The 19,688-nt window shown below is 59.3% G+C and carries 16 protein-coding genes; 3 read left to right on the top strand and 13 right to left on the bottom strand.

Annotation, left to right across the window (positions count from 1 at the left end):
- Position 1 precedes the first annotated feature (1 nt).
- Positions 2–1,054, top strand: coding sequence for a tRNA 2-selenouridine(34) synthase MnmH (gene mnmH, locus RUM8411_RS02495; protein ID WP_085821026.1), 1,053 nt, complete (start codon positions 2–4; stop codon positions 1,052–1,054).
- On the opposite strand, the gene selD is transcribed toward mnmH, so the two are convergent.
- The 7 genes from selD to RUM8411_RS02460 are packed head-to-tail and all read right to left on the bottom strand — an operon-like array spanning position 1,045 to position 9,139.
- Complete coding sequence (selD, locus tag RUM8411_RS02490) at positions 1,045–3,204, bottom strand: selenide, water dikinase SelD (RefSeq protein ID WP_085821025.1); 2,160 nt, start codon at positions 3,202–3,204, stop codon at positions 1,045–1,047. The genes mnmH and selD overlap by 10 nt on opposite strands.
- A 5-nt stretch (positions 3,205–3,209) precedes the next feature.
- Entirely contained in the window at positions 3,210–3,596 is a 387-nt protein-coding gene (locus tag RUM8411_RS02485) for a Na+/H+ antiporter subunit G (RefSeq protein WP_085821024.1), read from the bottom strand.
- A gap of 9 nt (positions 3,597–3,605) precedes the next feature.
- A complete protein-coding gene (locus RUM8411_RS02480; protein WP_085821023.1) occupies positions 3,606–3,875 on the bottom strand; it encodes a K+/H+ antiporter subunit F in 270 nt (89 codons plus the stop codon).
- Complete coding sequence (locus tag RUM8411_RS02475) at positions 3,872–4,372, bottom strand: Na+/H+ antiporter subunit E (protein WP_085821022.1); 501 nt, start codon at positions 4,370–4,372, stop codon at positions 3,872–3,874. The genes RUM8411_RS02480 and RUM8411_RS02475 overlap by 4 nt, the downstream gene beginning before the upstream one ends.
- The gene (locus RUM8411_RS02470) at positions 4,369–5,913 is read right to left on the bottom strand and encodes a monovalent cation/H+ antiporter subunit D (protein ID WP_085821021.1); all 1,545 of its coding nucleotides are present in this window, start codon (positions 5,911–5,913) and stop codon (positions 4,369–4,371) included. Before RUM8411_RS02470 ends, RUM8411_RS02475 begins: the two co-directional genes overlap by 4 nt.
- Entirely contained in the window at positions 5,910–6,269 is a 360-nt protein-coding gene (locus RUM8411_RS02465) for a Na+/H+ antiporter subunit C (RefSeq protein WP_085821020.1), read from the bottom strand. Before RUM8411_RS02465 ends, RUM8411_RS02470 begins: the two co-directional genes overlap by 4 nt.
- Positions 6,269–9,139, bottom strand: coding sequence for a monovalent cation/H+ antiporter subunit A (locus tag RUM8411_RS02460; RefSeq protein WP_085821105.1), 2,871 nt, complete (start codon positions 9,137–9,139; stop codon positions 6,269–6,271). Before RUM8411_RS02460 ends, RUM8411_RS02465 begins: the two co-directional genes overlap by 1 nt.
- Before the next feature lie 223 nt (positions 9,140–9,362).
- Between RUM8411_RS02460 and RUM8411_RS02455 the strand changes: the two genes are divergently transcribed.
- Positions 9,363–9,836: a rhodanese-like domain-containing protein gene (locus RUM8411_RS02455; RefSeq protein ID WP_085821019.1), complete on the top strand. Its 474-nt coding sequence runs from the start codon at positions 9,363–9,365 to the stop codon at positions 9,834–9,836.
- Positions 9,833–10,657 (top strand): CE1 family esterase, encoded by an 825-nt coding sequence (locus RUM8411_RS02450; protein WP_085821018.1) that lies wholly within the window; start codon positions 9,833–9,835, stop codon positions 10,655–10,657. The genes RUM8411_RS02455 and RUM8411_RS02450 overlap by 4 nt, the downstream gene beginning before the upstream one ends.
- On the opposite strand, the gene mdoH is transcribed toward RUM8411_RS02450, so the two are convergent.
- The 6 genes from mdoH to RUM8411_RS02420 form a co-directional block, all read right to left on the bottom strand.
- Positions 10,658–12,526, bottom strand: coding sequence for a glucans biosynthesis glucosyltransferase MdoH (mdoH, locus tag RUM8411_RS02445; RefSeq protein ID WP_085821017.1), 1,869 nt, complete (start codon positions 12,524–12,526; stop codon positions 10,658–10,660).
- The gene (locus RUM8411_RS02440) at positions 12,523–14,022 is read right to left on the bottom strand and encodes an OpgD/OpgG family glucan biosynthesis protein (RefSeq protein WP_085821016.1); all 1,500 of its coding nucleotides are present in this window, start codon (positions 14,020–14,022) and stop codon (positions 12,523–12,525) included. Before RUM8411_RS02440 ends, mdoH begins: the two co-directional genes overlap by 4 nt.
- Positions 14,019–15,236, bottom strand: a complete 1,218-nt coding sequence (locus RUM8411_RS02435) for an OpgC family protein (protein WP_085821015.1) — start codon at positions 15,234–15,236, stop codon at positions 14,019–14,021. Before RUM8411_RS02435 ends, RUM8411_RS02440 begins: the two co-directional genes overlap by 4 nt.
- 32 nt (positions 15,237–15,268) lie before the next feature.
- Entirely contained in the window at positions 15,269–16,639 is a 1,371-nt protein-coding gene (locus RUM8411_RS02430) for a tetratricopeptide repeat protein (protein WP_085821014.1), read from the bottom strand.
- Between the two features lie 181 nt (positions 16,640–16,820).
- Positions 16,821–18,005 (bottom strand): CaiB/BaiF CoA transferase family protein, encoded by a 1,185-nt coding sequence (locus tag RUM8411_RS02425; protein WP_085821104.1) that lies wholly within the window; start codon positions 18,003–18,005, stop codon positions 16,821–16,823.
- Positions 17,992–19,611 carry a thiamine pyrophosphate-binding protein gene (locus RUM8411_RS02420; protein WP_085821013.1) on the bottom strand — a complete coding sequence of 540 codons (1,620 nt, stop codon included), beginning with the start codon at positions 19,609–19,611 and terminating at the stop codon, positions 17,992–17,994. The genes RUM8411_RS02425 and RUM8411_RS02420 overlap by 14 nt, the downstream gene beginning before the upstream one ends.
- Between the last annotated feature and the right edge of the window lie 77 nt (positions 19,612–19,688).

Here is a 19,688-nt window from a genome sequence, read left to right as displayed (position 1 = left end):
CATGGTTCTGAAATTCACTGACCTGCCCAGCCTTTATGCGCATGATTACGACACGGTAATCGACGTGCGCAGCCCGGCGGAATATGCCGAAGATCATCTGCCCGGTGCCATCAACCTGCCGGTGCTCGACGACCAAGAGCGCGCTCGCGTGGGAACAATCTATGTTCAGCAAAGCCCGTTTCTGGCGCGAAAATTGGGTGCGGCGCTGGTGTTTCGCAACGCGGCCAATCACATCGAACAAAGCCTGTCGCATCACGAGGGCGGCTGGAAGCCAATGGTCTATTGCTGGCGCGGCGGTCAGAGATCGGGGTCTTTTACATGGATGCTGCAGCAGATCGGTTGGCGGGCAGAGGTGGTAGAGGGCGGCTATCGCACTTATCGTCGCCTGGTCAGCCAACATCTTTACCAAGACCCATTGCGCCACCGGTTGGTCGCGCTGGATGGCTATACTGGGACTGCCAAGACAGAGCTTTTGGTCCACCTGAAAACACGCGGCGTGCAGGTTCTTGACCTTGAAGGGCTGGCCAATCACCGTGGGTCGTTGCTGGGCGAGATGCCCGGCGGGCAACCCAGTCAAAAAGCGTTTGAATCCGCGCTGGCCGCTGCTCTGTGCAGGTGTGACACGGCGCGCCCCGTGGTGGTCGAGGCAGAGTCCTCGAAAATCGGCGGGTTGATTTTGCCGCCATCCGTGTGGGCGGCATTGCGCAGCGCGCCGCGTATTCAGATCAATGCTTCGGCCGACGCGCGAACAGCCTATCTGGTGACCGCCTACAACGACATCCTGTCAGACGCAGACCGTTTGCAAAACTGCCTGTCGCCGCTGCGGTCTCATCGGGGACATGAGGTGGTTGATGGTTGGCTTGAACTGATCGACGCCGGTGACAAACATGCGCTGACGCGGGCCTTGATGGAGCAGCACTATGACCCGGCCTATGCCAAGTCCAGCCGCGTGCGGCCGTCAAAGGTCCTTGCCCGGATTGATGCCTGTGCATTGGATAAGGCGGGGCTAAACGCTACCGCTGCACGTATCGAACGGGTTTTGGATCAGCTTTGAAGGCGCAGCCCCGGCACATCCGTCAGGCGACCAATCACCACCGCCGGATATCCCGCGTGTCGCAGGTCTTCGCATAGCCGCTGAGCTGTATCTCTGGCCACGGCTGCCAATAACCCTCCGGCGGTTTGAGGGTCGAACAGCAGATCAACCTTGTCACCCGATGGCAGGTCAGGGGCGATGGTGCGGTTGTCGTTGAATATTGTTGACCGGGTGCCTTTCGCACTCAGCTCTAACGCGCCTTGCATCAGCGGAATGGCACCCAGGTCCAGCTCGGCCCCGCAATCGGAAGCCTCGCATATGCCCAAAAGATGTCCTGCCAGACCAAAGCCGGTCACGTCGGTCATCGCATGGGCCCCAGCCAAAATGCCCGAGGCCACGCTCTGTGGGTGTACCATCTGGCGGAAAGCCTCGGCCACCCAGGCTCCGTTGGCCAGCCCCGCCATTTCTGCCGCCATCAGCACGCCGCTGCCCAGCGGTTTGGTCAGGATCAAAGCATCACCGACCCGGCCACCAGACAGGGCAATCGGGTCGTTCTCGCATAGGCCGGTCAGGGTGAAACCGATGGTCATCTCATCCCCCATCGAGCTGTGACCGCCGACGATTTCAGCCCCGGCCATGCGGATAACGTCGCTTGCGGTGGCCATAATCTCGGCCATGGTGCGGTGTTGTAGAGACGGTGACATACGCGGCAGAATAATTGTTGCAGTTGCCGCCTGCGGTTTGGCACCCATCGCCCAGATATCCCCAAGCGCATGAACCGCTGCAATACGCGTCATCAGGGCGGGATCATCAGTGAAGCTGCGCAAATGGTCCGAGGTCATCACCTGCCGCGCACCGCCGGTCATCAGCAGGGCGGCGTCGTCTCCGGGTAGGGGGGTAATGTCGGCGCGATCCGGCGCGGGCAGGCCTTGCAGTACAGATCGCAGCGCACCGCGCCCGACCTTGGCCCCACAGCCGCCGCACATGGGTTTGTCGCCCACCGCCTCGTGCAGGCCTGCGGCATGGTGGCGAGGCAAAGCCAGGCGCCCCATCTGCAGCAGGTCGCGGAACTTGTTCATAAAGCTCTGGTCGATATGGTTTTTCCAAGCCCACATCATACGCCCGCTGAACGAGGTGCCCAGCCGTTCAGCCAGCGCAGATTTGCCACCCAGTGAGATCAGCTTTAGGTAATCCTTCTGCGGCACATAGCGCCGCATCTTTCCGGCCCCCAGCGCGGCACGAAGGTTGTCGAACAGAACAGGGGCTTCGCGCACTGCATACACCCCGGCCTTTGGGCGTGGATTGTCGGACAAATGGGCGCAATCGCCAGCCGCAAAGATTGCCGGGTCACTGGACTGCAGAAACCCGTTCACCCGGATGTACCCGTCGTGCAGGTCCAATCCCGACCGAGCCATCCATTCATAGGGGCGAGCCCCTGCGGCTCCGGTGACAAAAGCGGCTGGGATGTCGCGGCCATCCTGCAGGGTGACGTGATCCGCAGCAATGTGCGCGATCTGGGCCTGTTCGATCAGTTCGACACCCAGGTCGGCCATGGCCTGACGGATGGTTGCGCCTGCCTTTTCGCTGGTTGCTGTCAGGGCCTGAGTGTTGTCGATCAGTGTCACCTGACCCGCTCGCTCCTTGGTGCGCAGGGCGTGGGCCATAGCCATGACCAGTTCCACCCCCGCAACACCCCCGCCGATCACCACAACCGAGGCAGCTTCGCTGCCGGCAAGGTATTCGGCCCATCGCGACGCGAACGTCCCCAGCGGTTTGGCAGGGACCGCATGATCCGCAAACCCCGGCATCGCGGGCATGTCCGAGGTGATCCCGACGTTGATCGAGGCCACATCGAAACCCACCGGCGGTCGGCCCGGTACATGAACCTCATGCTGGTCAGGATCGATCCCTTCCACCTTGCCAAGAATGACACGCGCACCGGCAAACCGGGCCAGCCGAACCAGATCGATGTCCAGCTCTGCCCTGTCATAGTGCCCCGCGACAAAGCCGGGCAACATGCCCGAATAAGGCGCGGTGGGGCCTGGGTTGATCACCGTAACCCGTGCGCCGGGCAGGGGGTCCATGCCCCATTTGCGCAGCATCAACGCGTGCGTGTGGCCGCCGCCAATCAGAACCAGATCACGGGTCAGGGGAAGCGGAGGCATATGCATGGGTTCTAGTTCGCTGTGTGGTCCGGGACGTCTTCGACCTGTTCGACCGCGTGAGTCGCCCAAAGCTCATCTTCGCCCGCATCCGGCAGATCGCTGGGTTTTTCATGGCGATGAATGTGCCATTTGGCAATGAACAGAGCTGTGATCGGCGCGGTCAGGAACAGGAACAGGGTGATTAGCAATTCGTGCAGCGACAGCTTACCCTCTAGCAGAACCGAATGGCAGATCGAGGCCAGCAAGACGCCGCCCACGCCCAGTGTTGTCGCCTTGGTGGGCGCGTGCAGGCGTGACATCGGATCTTTCAGTTTGATCATTCCATAAGATCCGACAAAGCCGAAAATACCCGAGACGATCAGAAAGAACGCAATCAGCAGTTCAACCAGAAATGTCATGCTGTCCCCTCACTCGATAATGTTGCCGCGCAGCATAAAGCGCGCATAGGCCACGGTTGAAACAAAGCCCAGCATGGCGATGATCATGGCGACCTCGAAAAAGATTTCAGTGCCCAGAGCAAGGCCATACAGGATCATCAATGCAATGGTGTTGATGACCATGGTGTCCAGCGCCAGAACGCGTGTACCTACACCGTCAGCGGTGATGATCCGCCACAGGCACATCATGATCGCAGCACCGAAACAGGCGAAGGCAAACCAGATCGCATAGTCGATCATTCGAAAATCTCCTTCAGGCGGCGTTCATAGCGGTTTTTTATCTCATCGCGCACTGCGTCGGGATCGGGTGCGTCCAGGCAATGGACCAGAAGATTGTGCCCTTGCGCCGACAGATCGCAGCTGACAGTGCCAGGGGTCATGGTGATGGTCCCGGCCAGAACCGTGATTGCTTCGGGCGTGCGCAGTTCGAGAGGAATGCTGATCCAGTTGGGCTGTCGGTCGGCATCGCGTTTGAACAGGATGATCCTGGCAACCGTGATGTTGGCCATCACGATATCCCACAGGACCACCAGCATGTATTCCACAATCATCGGCCAGTTGCGCAGTTTGGGGCGGTCGGGCCAATAGGGTTGGGTGATGAACGGGATGATGATGCCCAGGAAAAGGCCAAACACCAACGAATTCAAAGACGGCTTGTTTGCCATCAGCAGCCAGACGATTGTCAGCAGAAACGTCAGGTGGGGGTGCGGGAATATCCGGTGCAGCAGTCTCCTCATTCTTCGCCTCCCAAAACGGCAGAGATATAGTCCTCAGGTGTGAACAACTGCTCAGCCGTCAGGCTTGTATATTCCAGAGCCGGACCTGCAAACAAGGTTAGCATCACAAGGCCCAGAACCGCACCGAACACGGCCGTAAAGGCCAACCCGGGTTGCGGTTCCGGCGCAGGCAGGACCGCACCTTCCTCATCTTCACCAGAGATGTCTTCGGCGGCGAGCAAAGCGTCATGGCTTTTCCAGAAGATCAGCGACCCGGCGCGGGCCAACCCGACGATCGTGACGAATGACCCGATCAGAACCACAGCCCAGATCGCATTTGCATCCGGCGCGTCACGCGATGCATCCAGCACCAGCAGCTTGCCAATGAACCCCGACAGCGGTGGCATACCAGCCAGCGCAATGGCACCGACGAAGAACAGGGCCGAGATCAGCCCGCTTTGCGGCATTGGCGCTTTTGGCGCTATTGCACCGCCGCGCCGCTCCATCACCAGATCCGTGACCAGGAACATCAGAGCCGTAGCGAGGGTTGAGTGATAGATGTAGTACAATGCAGCGGATGTGGCTGTTTCCGTGAACAGCGATACCGCAACCAACAGCGTCCCCATCGAGGCGATAGCGCAAAAGGCCACCATGCGCGCGATATGCTTCGTACCCAGAATACCGATTGCCCCGATGGCCAGGGTCACGAGCGCGGCGGGTTGCAGCCATGTGCCAACAAGGCCCTGAGTGGCCTCGACCTCGGGGCCGAAGGTCAGTGTGTACATCCGCAGGATCGAATAGGCCCCTACCTTGGTCATGATGGCAAACAGCGCGGCCACAGGCAAAGGTGCATTGGCATAGCTGGCCGGCAGCCAGAAATGCAGAGGCAACACGGCAGCTTTGATGCAGAACACCAACAGCAACAGAACCGCGCCGACACGCAACAGGGCGGTGTCTTCGGCCGGCAGTTCCGCCACGCGCAGCGCCATGTCAGCCATGTTCAGCGTTCCGGTCACCGCATAGAGCGTGCCCAAAGCAAACAGAAACAGGGTCGAGCCCAGCAGGTTATAGGCCACGTACTGAACGCCTGCCTTCAGGCGCACAGACCCGCCCCCGTGGGTCATCAGACCGTAAGAGGCGATCAGCAGCACTTCGAAGAACACAAACAGGTTAAATGCGTCCCCGGTCAGAAAAGCGCCGCAGACCCCCATAAGCTGGAAATGAAACAGGGCGTGGAAATGCTTGCCCCGGTCATCCCAGCCGGACGCAATCGCATAAAGAACGATGGGCAAAGCCAGTAACGCGGTCAACAGCACCATCATCGCTGACAACCGATCCAGCACCAATACGATGCCAAAAGGTGCAGGCCAGTTGCCCAACTCATAAACCTGAATGTCACCGCCCGCGGCCTGCGCGGTGATGGTCAGCGCAATACCCAGCAGACTGATGACACCAGCGACCGAGAAGATGCGCTGTAGGTCCAGATGGTATCGCAGGACCATGATGATGAAAGGGGCCAGGATCGCGGGCAGGACGATCGGCGCAACGATCCAGTGGTTCATGCGTCTTCTCCTGTCGCGTCCACACTGTCGTGGGCTGACATGTCGATATGGTCATCTTTTGACGACAGATAAGCGGACAGCGCGATCATCACGATCACTGCCGTCATCCCAAAGGAAATTACGATGGCGGTCAGAACCAGCGCTTGCGGCAGCGGGTCGGTATAGGCCACTTCTTCGTACTTGTTCAGTACCGCGGGCGCATCCAGTGCCAGCCGTCCAGTGGCAAACAGGAACACATTGACCGCATAGGTGATCAGCGAAAGGCCCAGAATGACAGGGAATGTGCGGCGGCGCAGGATCAGGAAAATCCCGGCAGCGGTCATGATGCCTACGGCTGAGGCGACGAGCGCTTCCATCAGACCTGCTCCTTCTCTTGTTCTTCGTCCGGTGGCGTGTCCCGCAGTGGGTTGATATCCATTGGGAATTCCTGTGCCATACCAGGCTGCCAGGCAAACCGTGACAAGCTGTCCAATGCCAACATGACCGCACCAAGAACCGCGAGGAATACACCGGTGTCGAACAGGATCGCGGTGGCCCATTCGAACTCTTCCAGCGGTGGCCAGTGGATATAGCCAAAGTCACTGGTTAGGAACGGACGATCGTTGAACCAGGCCCCGATACCAGTCGCGGCCGCGATCAACACGCCCCAGCCGATAGTGCCGTGATAATAGAACCGCTGTCGTTCGATGGCCCAAGTATATCCGCTGGCCATGTATTGCATAAGGTAGGCGATGGCGACGATCAGACCGGCGATAAAGCCACCGCCGGGTTGGTTGTGGCCGCGGAAAAAGATATAGGCACCAACCATCAGGGCAATCGGCATCATCATGCGGGTTACAACCACCATCATCAGCGGGTGGGAATCCCCCGATTGTGGCCAATGCGGTTTGCGGTTCAGTAGGTAGCCACGCACGTTAGAGTTCAGAACAGCCTCGGTCAGGGCAAAGATCACAAGCGCGGCAATACCCAGGACGATGATCTCTCCGAAAGTATCAAAGCCCCGGAAATCAACCAGAATCACATTGACCACGTTGGTACCGCCGCCGCCTTTGTACGAGTTCGCCAGATGAAACTCTGAAATCGTCGGAAAAGCGAAGTCCCGCAACATCAGTGCATAAATCAATGCGCCCGAGCCGATGCCCGCCACGACGGAAATCCCCGCATCCCGCCAACGTCGTGCTGCGCTGCTGTCCCATGGTGTGTCCGTCGGCAGGAAGTTCAGCGACAGAAGCAGCAGGATCATCGTCACCACTTCGACCGAGATCTGGGTCAGGGCAAGGTCAGGAGCAGACAGGTAGTTGAACGCCATCGACACGATCAGGCCAACAACGCCGATCAGCACCAGCGAGAGCAGACGGTTGCGATGGAACCACATGATCGCCAGAGTCGCGCCCACAAGACAGATCCAACCGATAACCGGGATGATCTGCACGGGCAGCGGCGCGCGCGTTTCCGGGCCAATCACGCCGGTGGCAAAGGCGTAATATCCAAGCCCGACCGTGAAGGTGATCATGATGATCGCATAGCGGCTGATGACGCCGTTATGCAGCGTGTCCGTGATCCAGCGGCTGAACATTGTCAGCGTACGGATCACCGCATCAAAAATCGTTTTGGCTTCGGGGCGGGGAATGGCATTCCACAGCTGCTCTCCGCGACGGTGCTGGGACAGCAGGAACAGACCACCCAAAGTGGCCACGGCAGACATGTAAAGCGCAGGTGTAAAGCCGTGCCACAGTTTCAGCGAATAGTAAGGCAGCTTTTCACCGCCGATGACAGCGCTGGACACAACAGCAACCAACGGGCCAACGATGACCTTGGAATTCAGACCAATCAGCACAACCAGCACCACAAGGAACCCTGGCGCCAGCCACAACCCCACTGGCGGATCATGCGGATGGGTCGGATAATCTGCGCGTTGCGGACCAAAGAAAACATGGCTGACAAAGCGGAAAGAATAGGCCGCCGAGAACAGCGCCGCCAGCAACGCCAGGCCAGGTACCAGATAGTGTGAATGCAGCCATGTAGTGTGGACCGTTTCCTCAAGCATCATTTCCTTGGACAGGAACCCGTTCAGCGGGGGCAAACCAGCCATGGACAGCGCGGCAATCGTGCCGATGGTAAAGGTGATCGGCATCAGGTGGCGCAACCCACCCAGCCGTTTGATGTCACGCGTACCTGTTTCGTGATCCACGATCCCGGCGGTCATGAACAACGCGGCCTTGAAAGTGGCGTGGTTGATGATGTGGAAAATGGCGGCAACGGCGGCGATCTTGGTGCCAAAGCCCAGCAGCATCGTCACCAGACCCAGATGCGACACGGTTGAAAACGCCAACAGCGCCTTGAGGTCGTCTTTGAACAGCGCGATGCAGGCACCAATCAGCATTGTGACCAGCCCCGTGGTGGCCACGATATAGAACCACGCATCCGTCCCAGCCAGCACTGGCCACATCCGCGCCATAAGAAACAACCCGGCCTTCACCATCGTGGCCGAGTGCAGATAGGCCGAAACCGGGGTCGGAGCGGCCATTGCATGGGGTAGCCAGAAGTGGAACGGGAACTGCGCTGATTTGGTGAAACAGCCCAGCAGGATCAGGATCAGCGCCGGCAAGTAATAGGGCGAGGCCTGGATGAGCTCTTTGTTCTGCAGGATAGTGCTCAGGTCAAAAGAGCCCACGATATTGCCCAGAATCAGCATTCCCGCAATCATCGCCAGGCCACCGGATCCAGTTACGGCCAGCGCCATTCGCGCACCCTGACGACCCTCGGGCAGATGTTTCCAATAGCCAATCAAAAGGAATGAGCTTAGCGACGTAAGTTCCCAGAAAATAAGCAGAAGAAGAATGTTGTCTGACAGGACAATCCCGACCATCGCGCCCTGAAACAGCAACAGATATGTGTAGAACTGCCCCATCGGATCTTCGCGCGACAAGTAGAACCGGGCATACAAGATGATCAGCAGCCCGATCCCCAGGATCAACAGGGCAAACAGAAACCCAAGCCCGTCCAGCATGAAGTTCGCGTTCAGACCCAACGCAGGTATCCAGTCAAACCGCGCGGTTACAACCTCACCTCGCATGACCGAGGGGATATGGATCAACAACCCCATCAGCGCCAAAAACGTGGTCAGCCCCGCCGCCGAGGCCGCTGCGTTACGGCCTGCCCGGATCAGCAAGGCTGGAAAAACAGCGCCGAGAAAGGGAAGGGCCGCGATGAGGAATAGGGACAAGTGCGATACTCCGGTCTGAGCGGTCAAGGTAGTCCTGATTTTGTAAAGATAATTTTCAGACTGTCCAGCTATTGCAAGATTTTCGCTCTGCTCTGGCGCCAAGAAACACATGTTTTCTGAGTTGAGAAAAATGACGCGAACTTGATCTGTTGCTCTTAATTCGGCGCGGATTTACGGCAGGCGCTGTGGTAAACACATCCGCGTCAGATCAGGAGAGATCAAGTTGGCGGATAAGACGAACCGAACACGGCGGTGGGTTCTGTTGGGCGGTTGCGCGGTTGTGGCGGGTGGTTTTGCAATCCGAGAGTATCGGCTGATTCCACAGGACTATGCCGGCGGCCAGATCAGCGTCAGCGCCGCGCATAAACGGGCTGTGTCCGGCGATATACTGTTGGTGGATATCCGCACGCCACGTGAATGGCAGGCCACAGGTATAGGCGAAGCGGCGCATCCGCTGGACATGCGCCGCGATGATTTCGAACAGGCGCTGGCGCAACTGACAGAAGGACGTCTCGACGCCCCGGTGGCGTTGATCTGCGCCCGCGGTGTGCGCTCGGCCCGATTGAGCAATCGTTTGACCGAAGCCGGGTTCACAAACATTATCGACGTACCCGAAGGTATGTTGGGCTCGGCTGCAGGGCCGGGATGGGTGCGCGCCGGTTTACCGATTCAACGCAAGGAAGAGGGAACAGAATGATCCGTGAAATGACCCTGGCAACTGGCTTTGCGCTGGTCGGGCAGATGGGATTTGCCGATTGCGCCGATCAGGTTGGCCTGTGTGAAACGCCATCCGGAGGGTATCACATAGAACTGCCAGAGGATGAAAACCCGCCGTTGGTGGTGTTTCTGCACGGTTATGGCGGCAGTGGTACCGGGACGATGAACAATCGGGGAATGGTCGAACCGCTGCTGGCGCGTGGCTATGCCGTCATGGCACCCGAAGGTCTTGAGAGGCCCGACCGGGGCGGCACCAAAAGCTGGAATTTCTACCCGGGCTTTGGTGAACGGGATGAAACCGCCTTTCTGACCGAAGCCGTCCAGGATGCCGCCAGCAGATTCGGTATTGATCCGGAACGGACGGTGCTGGGCGGATTTTCAGCAGGGGCGTTCATGGTCTATTATTTGGCTTGCGCAGCACCCGAGACGTTTTCAGCCTACGTGCCGGTCTCAGGCGGGTTCTGGCGACCGCATCCCGAGGCCTGTGACGGCCCGGTGCGCCTGCTTCACACCCATGGCTGGACGGATAACGTTGTGCCACTGGAAGGGCGGCTACTGGGCGGCGGACGCTTTCATCAGGGCGACATCTTTGCCGGCCTGGAAATCTGGCGCGAAGCCAATGAATGTGTCGACACCAAACCAAGCGGGTTCAGCACTACAGACCAGTTCATGCGCCGCAGATGGACCACCTGTGCCGATGGCAGCGCGCTGGAGTTTGCGCTGTTCCCCGGTGGGCATAACGTGCCGCAGGGCTGGTCGGACATGATGGTGGATTGGTACGAAGGCCTGCCGGGTGGGTGATCACTCGGCAGGGGTCATGATGCCTTTGCCTTCGATCACGCGCTTCAACTCGTTCCGATGACGGCGGGCAGACCGTGTGATGGCGGGCTCGTGGAAATCTTCTTTCATGCCCACCATGCGCCGCGCAGCACCCGCCGAGACACCGCTGAGCGCGGAAAGCGGGATCGCCAATGCCAAACTGATGGCAATCGGGGCTAGCCAGACCGAAACCAGACCGGACAGAATCCCCGCGCTCAGGGCAATGCCGCTGACGGTTTCCAGCGTGTGACACAGGATCAGTGTACGTAGGCTGTAGCTGCCGCCATCCCGCGCTTGCGGGGACCATCCCTTTTGAACGCCCAGAGTGGTTCGGAACACGGCGATCATCTGCTGCACCATCAGGATCGGGGCGTACAAGATCGAAAGGATCACCTCGGCCAGGAACGAGGTCAGGAACTTGGACCCGCCACCGAAATCAGCATATCGCACGCCGCTGAGGGGCAGGGCCAGCACACCCAATACCTTGGGAGCCAGCAGCATTGCATACATCACCAATATGATCAGAACATGCCGGGTTTCCGACATCTCGGGCCATTGCGGGAACAGCGGGTTGTCGGGGCTGAAGTAATGCAGGACCGAGGCGTCCTCGCCCTGACCAATCAGCGCCCACATCACCAGCAGGGCAAACCACAGCGGCGACATCAGATAGCCGACCGCGCCGTGGAACATGTGGAACCGCGACACAGACCGGAACCCGGCCGAGCCCAACAGTTTCAGGTGTTGCAGGTTGCCCTGACACCAGCGGCGGTCGCGCAGCGCATGATCGATCAGAGTGGGCGGCGTTTCTTCGTAGGATCCGCGGATACGAGGCAGAAAACGCACGCCCCATCCGGCGCGACGCATCAGTCCGGCCTCGACGAAATCGTGGCTCATGATCAGTTTTTCCTGACCGTTAAACGCCCGCAGCTTGGGCAGGCCTGCGCAATTGGCGAAGGCACTGGTCCGAATTATAGCGTTGTGGCCCCAATAGTTGCCCTCTTGCCCGCACCAGCGCGCCAGTCCCTCGGCAAAGGCGATGCCGTAGACGCCGTTGGCAAATTGCTGCATCCGGGCAAATACCGACTGCGCGCCGATCAATTGTGGATAGCTTTGGATCAAGCCCGCGCCGGAATCGCGCGCCAGCGAATCCGTCAGGCGCAGGATGGCGCGACCGGTCATCAGGCTGTCGGCGTCCAGCACCAGCATCGCATCCCAATCTGCACCCCAGCGGCTAACCCAATCGGCGATATTGCCAACCTTGCGGTCTGTATTCTGTTCGCGGCGACGGTAATACAGCTCCAACCCAGGGTCGAGGGTAGTGCGCAGCGCCTCGACACTGGCTTGTTCCTGTGCCGCGATCTCGGGGTCACGGGTGTCGGACAGGATGAACATGGCATAGTGGTGTTGACCGCCGCGCGCCTGCAGATCTTCCAGCATCGAACGGGCATTGCCCAGCACGTTCCACGGCACCTCGTTGTAGACCGGCATCAACAAAGCTACGCGCAGCGGTTCGGGCCGGGTTTCGCGGATTGGCTTTTCCTGTCGCGACAGCGACACCATACCCAGGAGCACGGTGCAGACGGTGAAAGAAATCCAGAAGAAATTGAACGAGATCAGTGCCAGCAGGATCGCCTCGACCAGGTTGATCCCTTCGGCCCCGAACCAATCGCTCATGACCCAAAGCAGACCCAATGTGGCGGCCATGGCTGGCGAGAACGCCAGCGCCCGCCAGAACCCGGCCGAGGGACGCTTAGCATCCGGCACCTGCGCGTCACGGAAGCCTGCGCTGAAATCCTGCGCAGGCATGGCCAGAGGCGCCTCAGGGGGCATGATATGCAGATCGCGCGTCATGTGGTCCAACGGTAGAGCCAGACCTCAGAGGCCGGTTGCTTGTCTTTCAGCAGCTGGGCCCGCAGCTCGACATAGGTCCGGTCGCCAGGCTGGAAGGAAAACGCCAACCGCAGCCCGCCTGTGTCAGGGTTACGCTGCAGTACACCTTCGGACGTTTCAGCATGGGGGGAGTCGACAAAGATCGTCATCGCCTCGGGGTCGTCGAACAGCTCGCTGGCCTCAAAATCGATGATGGCCAAACGCCCTTCGCCAAATGTGTTTTCGCCCATCGCGGTGTTGATCACGCGAGGCATCGGCGTGCGCTGCGGCTCCTCTCCCCAGATTAGGCGGTAGGACAGATCAACTTGGCTGCCAGCCTTATAGGGTTCAGCCGGGCGCCAATAGGCAACGATGTTGTCATAGATTTCCTGATCAGCGGGAATTTCCACCAGCGTGACCGTGCCTTTGCCCCAATCGCCATTGGGTTCGACCCACAGGCCGGGGCGTTTGTGGTAGTTGGCCTCAAGATCCGCATAGTCCGAAAAGTCGCGCTTTCGCTGCATCAGACCAAAACCGCGCGGGTTCGTATCGACGAACGAAGAAATCTGTAATCGGGTCGGATTGGCCAGAGGCCGCCACAACACTTCGCCCGCGCCATTGCGGATCAACAGCCCGTCGCTGTCATGCACGGCTGGGCGGAAATCGTCAAACCGGCTGTGGTTGGTCTGATCAAACAGGAACATGGACGTTCCGGGCGCGATGCCCACATGGGTCAGCTCTTCACGCGGGAACAGCGTGGCCTCGATATCCATCACGCAATCGGCCCCGGCGGTGACATTGAACCGGTAGGCACCGGTCACGCTGGGGCTGTCCATCAGGGCGTGAACCACCATGTCGCGCTGTCCAAGAGCGGGACGTTCCAGCCAGAAACGGATGAATTCGGGAAATTCCTCACCATCCGGGTCGCCGGTTTTCAGGGCCAGACCGCGGGCAGACAGGCCGTAAACCTCGTGCAGGCCAATGGCACGGAAATAGCTGGCCCCTTGCCAGACGCAGAACTCATCGGTTTTGCCGGGGCGATGCATTTCAGTCCGCAGGCGCAAGCCGGAAAAGCCCAGCGTATCATCAATGGGCAGCTGCGGCACATCCTCGGATTTGTCGAACATCGCCAGGTCAAAGGCGACCGGTCTGGCCATTCCGTTTTCCACTGTCGACACTTTGACTGCGCGCGGGAAATACAGTCCTGGCGTAAAGAAATCGACGTTGAAGGGCGTCTCGCTCTCAAACCACAGGGCACGGTCCAGCCGGAACCGGATCGAGCGGTATTGCTGATACGTCAGGTCCTGCCATTCCTGCGGTACCATCTCGCGCTCAGCATAGGGTCGGCTGGCCAGATCTTTGGCCAGCGCGATGACATCGCTGCGGTCAAAGGGGGTTTCCCCTCCGGTGGCAAATGTGGCTGGCGCGAAAGCAAGCGCTGAAGTTGAAGCCAGAAATGCGCGACGTGTAAAATTCATTTCTGTGATTTCCAAGGTTGCGACTTAAACCAAGCGGCCAAATAGGCCACGCCGATGATCATGGCAAAGCCAATCATGTTAGCGACGAAGACACTGGCAACATCCCGCCCACTCAGGTCCAGTCCGACGCCGATAAGTCTTGCTGCTGCCATGGAAAAAACGAACACGGCCAGAGATTGCTGACCCACTTTCGAGATCACGGTCAACAGGGCTTGCCAGGTCCGTGCGGCTGCGCCTTGACCGGTTGCGATCAGGCGGTGACCATGCTCTCCTGCGACGACCCAACCCAGATACGCCAGCGACAGGAAGTGGAGATAGCGGAACAGGCCGAAATCGGTCTTGTCGCGGAATTCCTTGGTGACCGGCCAGACCTTGCGGATTTCATCGGCCAGATCGGGGGCGGCCGCGTTAATCCAGCTGAACACTTTCCAAGACCCGAAAGGCATCGAGAAAATCAGGAACAATGCTGCCGCCCAGATCAGCGCCTTGGACACTGGAGGTGCGGGAATCCAGCCGCGCATGAACGCAAAGCCGGTGAAAAACAGCAACTGCCAGCCAAATGGGTTAAAGAACCACTGGCGGTCTGACCAAGGCTCTGCCGGCAAAGCCAAAGCGCCGGTCTGTGCCACCAACCAGATCGCAACCGAAGCCATGGCAACCGCCCAGAACCCAATCCGCGACAGCCCCATGAACAGCGGCATCATCGCCAGAACCACCAGATACATCGGAAGGATGTCAAAGTAGTTCGGCACATAGGTCAGTGTGAACAGCCCAACGATTTGAGGCGCCGGGTTGTTGAAGAAATGCTGCAGGTTCAGCGACGAAATATATGTTTTCTCAAACAATCCCGTCTGATCCAACGCGGCCATGGACATGGCGACAAAGAAGAACAACGCGATGTGCGCCCAGTACACCTGCCAGATGCGATAGGCGACGCGGGCGGTGCCCATCCACCAGCCTTTGCGCAGGAACGCCCCGCCGAAGGCAATCGCCGACGCCATGCCCGAGCAGAACACGAAAATCTCGGTCGCGTCCGAGAATCCAAACCGCGCGGGAATCCACTTAGCCCATGGATCGTTCGGGATATGGGCGATCAGGATGATGAACATCGCGATGCCGCGATAGAAATCCAGGCGCGGGTCGCGCGTGCGGGCAGGGGCCGCCGCAGAGGCAGCCACTGGCGCAAAATCAGAAGCGGGCGAAACTGTCGCCATACGTATTCTGTCCTTCTTGGTCTTAGTTTTTGTTATTCAGCCGGGACGCTTTGTGCGTCTCCGTCGTCGCGGGCCGCGTCAATCAATGCGCGGCGCGCCAGAGCGTAATTGTCCTCGCCTCCGGCCCGTTTGGTGCGGCGGTCGTCAAGGATACGCTCGACAGCATCCAGACGGCCGGCGCGCAGGCCGGAATCAATTGTGATGCGCTCGAATACATCACGTTGGGCGTGGCTGCCACCTGCCAGTTGCATTCCGTCGCGTGCATTTGACAGAAAATCAAAGGCTTCGCCGTAAAGCCCGTCGCCAAAGGCCTCAAGCCCCTTGGCGGCTGCAATGCCCGGATCGGACATGCGGATCGGGGTGTCCCCCTGATTGCGCTGCGCGTCCTTCTGGATGCGTTTCAGCATCTGGCCGGTCGCATCATTGCGATTGTCACCAGTCAGCGCCAGAAGATAGTGCAAATCTGCGAAGATCAGGCAGCCATCCTCGGTCCGGGCGGCGCTGAGATCTGCCAGCTCTTCCCAGCGAGAACCTACGTTTACGCCTTCAAGTTCAAGCCGTGACAGCAGTGATGTTGCGTTCGAGATATCGCGATAGTCGTCGGTTTTGTCCTGACGGATGTGCTGATCGTACAGCTCGAACACTTGATCCACCTGGCCCAGATCCAGATGCATCAGCGCCTTGTGCCACCAGACGTGATAGCGGAAGTTGTTGCAATGCGCCCAGGCGTCCTCGCGACCCGCCAACCAGTCAAGACCCAGCTGCGCATTGCCGGTCATCTCATGCACATGCGCAACGGCGTGCAGGCCCCAGGCATCGTCCGACACCATCCACAGCGCCTGGCGACCGGCAATCTCGGCTTTTTCATATGCGCCAGTTTCTTCCAGCGCAAAGGAATGACATCCCAACAGATAGCCGCGCCCGGCATGATCGGGTTCATACGCAGGCATCACGCGTTCGATGGACCGCCGCATGCCTTGCGGATCGCCCAGAACAAAACGGGTGGCGTGGCTCAGCTTCATCGCCAGCGTGTCCTGCGGGTGGTTGCGTAGAATTTCTTCGAATTTCTGAATGGCCTGCGTTGGCAGGTCCGCCAGATACAGCCCCAGTGACTCGACATACATGCGTTCGCGATCAGATACCGGCTGCCGTTCCATCGCGGCGTTGGCTGTTGCCAGTGCCTCGACCGCGACTGGCATCATCTCGCGCCGTCCCAGCAGAACCATGAACAGACCTTTGACCGCGTGGCCCAAAGCAAAATCGGGCTCAAGCTCAAGCACGGTGCCCAGATGTTGCGGGGTTATTGCCGCATGCGCCATGAAGCCAAGCAGAACACCATCCCATGCCTCGACGCTTGCCGATTGGCTGAGAGTGTTCATCTGTCCGAAAACATCTTGTTTCATACGTGCAGTCCAATCCAATTGCGATTTTCTTCTCTATTCGACTTAGCAGAGACTCAGGTGGCGTCGTATCAGTATCGGCCCTGCTCTCGAATTGGTGAAAAGCTGTGTGTGGAAAAGGTGAAAAAAACCGCCGATTCAACGGCATGTTTCAGCAACATGCCGCCTAATGAGGCACTGTGTTTCAGTCGTCGAACGGGTTTTCAGCGCTTAAAACACCCTGAGTGTCAGCGCCGAACACAGGTGGCGCCGTGCGATATGTCACAGGTGTACGGGACAATTTTAGTGGATTCCCGATCAATTGCACCGCGCCCGGATCGGCCTGCATATCGATCTGCATCTCGCGGGCTGCGACTTGATCGGTGGCAAAAACCTGGTCCATCGTCTGCACCGGACCCACGGGGACTTTGCGCGCTTCAAGCTGAGCAATGACTGTTTGTGTCTGGTAAGATTGCACCGCCGGGCGCAGCACAGCATTCAGGGCATCGCGATGTTCCAACCGGGCCGGGTTGGTGGCAAAGCGTGCATCATCGGCCAGTTCAGGCAGATCGATGAAATCGCAGAGCCGCCGGAACTGGCTGTCATTGCCAACAGCCAGAATGACGTGGCCATCGGCAGTTTCATAGACGTCGTAGGGGACGATGTTTGGGTGCCCGTTGCCGCGCCGCTGGGGCACATCGCCTGAGGTCAGATAGTTCACACCCTCATTGATCAGCCAAGCCACTTGGGAATCGACCAATGCCAGATCGATCTGCTGGCCTTCGCCCGTCTGATCGCGGTGTCGCAGGGCAGCCAGAATACCGACTGTGGCGTACATCCCGCACATGACGTCCGAGATGCCCACGCCTACCTTCATTGGTGCGCCCTCGGGATCACCGGTCAGTGACATGATTCCGCCATAGCCTTGCGCCATCAGATCATAACCGGGCTTGGACGCATTTGGTCCAGTCTGGCCATAGCCCGAGATCGAGCAATAGACGAGGCCGGGCAAGTCCGGTGACAGGCTTGCGTAATCCAGCCCGTATTTCGCCAGCCCGCCGGGTTTGAAATTCTCGATCAGGATGTCTGCGTGGCCGGCCAGCCGTTTGATTTCAGCCTGCCCATCCGGCCTGGTGATGTCGATCGCCACAGATTTTTTGTTTCTGTTGGCCGCCATGAAGTATGCGCTCAGGTCCGAGCGGTTGCCCTCGGCATCCTCGACATACGGTGGCCCCCATTGGCGGGTGTCGTCGCCACCCGTGGCGGGGTTTTCGATCTTGATGACGCTGGCGCCCAGATCGCCCAACAACTGCGTGCAGGTCGGCCCTGCCAGAATGCGGGACAGGTCCAGAACCTTGACGCCCTTCAGCGGTCCTTCAGATACGGCCATCATATCCCCCACGGTCAATTTCGGCAGCAATGACGGTGAAACTGTCGGCTTTGACGGCGGCGTCCAGTGCTGCGCGCAGTTCAGCCCGGTTGCGTACAGTATGCCCATTACCACCAAAGGCCCGGCCCATGGCGGCAAAGTCGTGGCGGTCGAAATCCACGCCTGTATTGCCCATCTGACGCTGGCGCTGCTTCAACTCGATCAGAGCAAGGCTGGCGTCGACAAAGACCAGAAAGATCGGGTTTCCACCCATCTCGGCCGCAGTTGACAGCTCTCCGGCGACCATCAGGAACCCGGCATCGCCCGAAAAGCTGATCACCGGGCGCTTGGGCTCAACCAGTTTCAGGCCGATGGCCATCGGCACGGCACAGCCCATTGTACACAAGGCCGAGGATTGGATCAGCCCGCGTTCCTCGGAGCATTCCCACATCTGGCTCAGCAGGATGCGATGCGCGCCGCTGTCAGCTGTGGCCAGCGTTTCCGGCGGCAGTGCAGCGCGGGTTTCGGCGATCACTGCGGCTGGCCCCCAATCGTCATCCGTCGGGAAGGCCTGCGCCAAAGCATCCTTGACCAGTTGCGGCTCCCCTCTCGGCCATGTCGCGCGGGCCGGGTTACCTTTGGCGATTGCCTCCAACGTGGCGCCGGTATGCGCCACCAAATTCAACCCGGCCTGATGCATGTAATGGTCGTTAACCACCGCCGAAATGTCTATGACGCGCGTTTCTTCAGGATCCCAGATCTCGCGCCAGCCCGGACGCATTTCGATGGGGTCATAGCCCAGACACACCACCAGATCTGCCTGCTCGACCAGCGGTACCAGATGCTTGTCGGCCAGCGGGGACAGGCCCGCACCACCCAGGCACAAGGGGTGACCCTCGGGGACGACACCCTTTGCCTTGTAGGTGGTGACAAACGGAATGTTGAAATGTTCCAGAAACGCCTGCACCACATTGCGCGAGTCGTCATACAGGACATCCAGACCGACAATGGCGATGGGGCGTTCCGCCTCGGCCACCCAACGGCGGGCCTTTTCCACGCAATTGCCTTCGGGTGCCACGGCGGCGATCTTGGCACGCCGACGGCGCTTGACGCCAGAAACGCGCGTATCCGCAACCGAGATCGGCACATCGATATGCACGGGACCGGGGCGGGGTTGGTTGGCCAGTGACACAGCTTTGTCGGCAATAATGTCTGCACCCTGCGCAGTCAGGGTGAATGTCCCCTTGGTGATTGATTGGTAGACTTGCGCGTGATCCATGACCTGATGGGTATAGGTCAACGCCTCATCCGCATCTACACAGCCAGTCAGCACGATCATCGGAACCCGGTCCTGAAACGCGTTGGCGACCACGTTGATGCCGTTCATCGCGCCGGGGCCCAGCGTGGCCACCAGAATCGCAGGCGCGCCGTCGCGGTGATGAACGGCTTCGGCCATGAATCCGGCTGCGTTCTCGTGTTTGGTCAGATGAAAGGTGATACCGGCCTGTTCCAGCGCATCAACCAGGGTCAGCACCTCGCCCCCTGGCATGCCAAAGGCGTGGCGGCACCCAGCCTCATACAATCGTTGGGCCAAGAGGTCAGCCGCGCGGGGGGACAGGTCCTGCATCAGGTATGCTCCGAAGTTTTTGTTGTACAGGAGATTGCGGAGGACGCGGTCAGAGGCAAGCTGGTTCACGTCAGTGT

The sequence above is a fragment of the Ruegeria meonggei genome, assembly GCF_900172215.1.
GTDB lineage: Bacteria > Pseudomonadota > Alphaproteobacteria > Rhodobacterales > Rhodobacteraceae > Ruegeria > Ruegeria meonggei.
The sequence above is the reverse complement of the archived record's forward strand: the minus strand, read 5'-3'. Positions and strand labels throughout refer to the sequence as shown.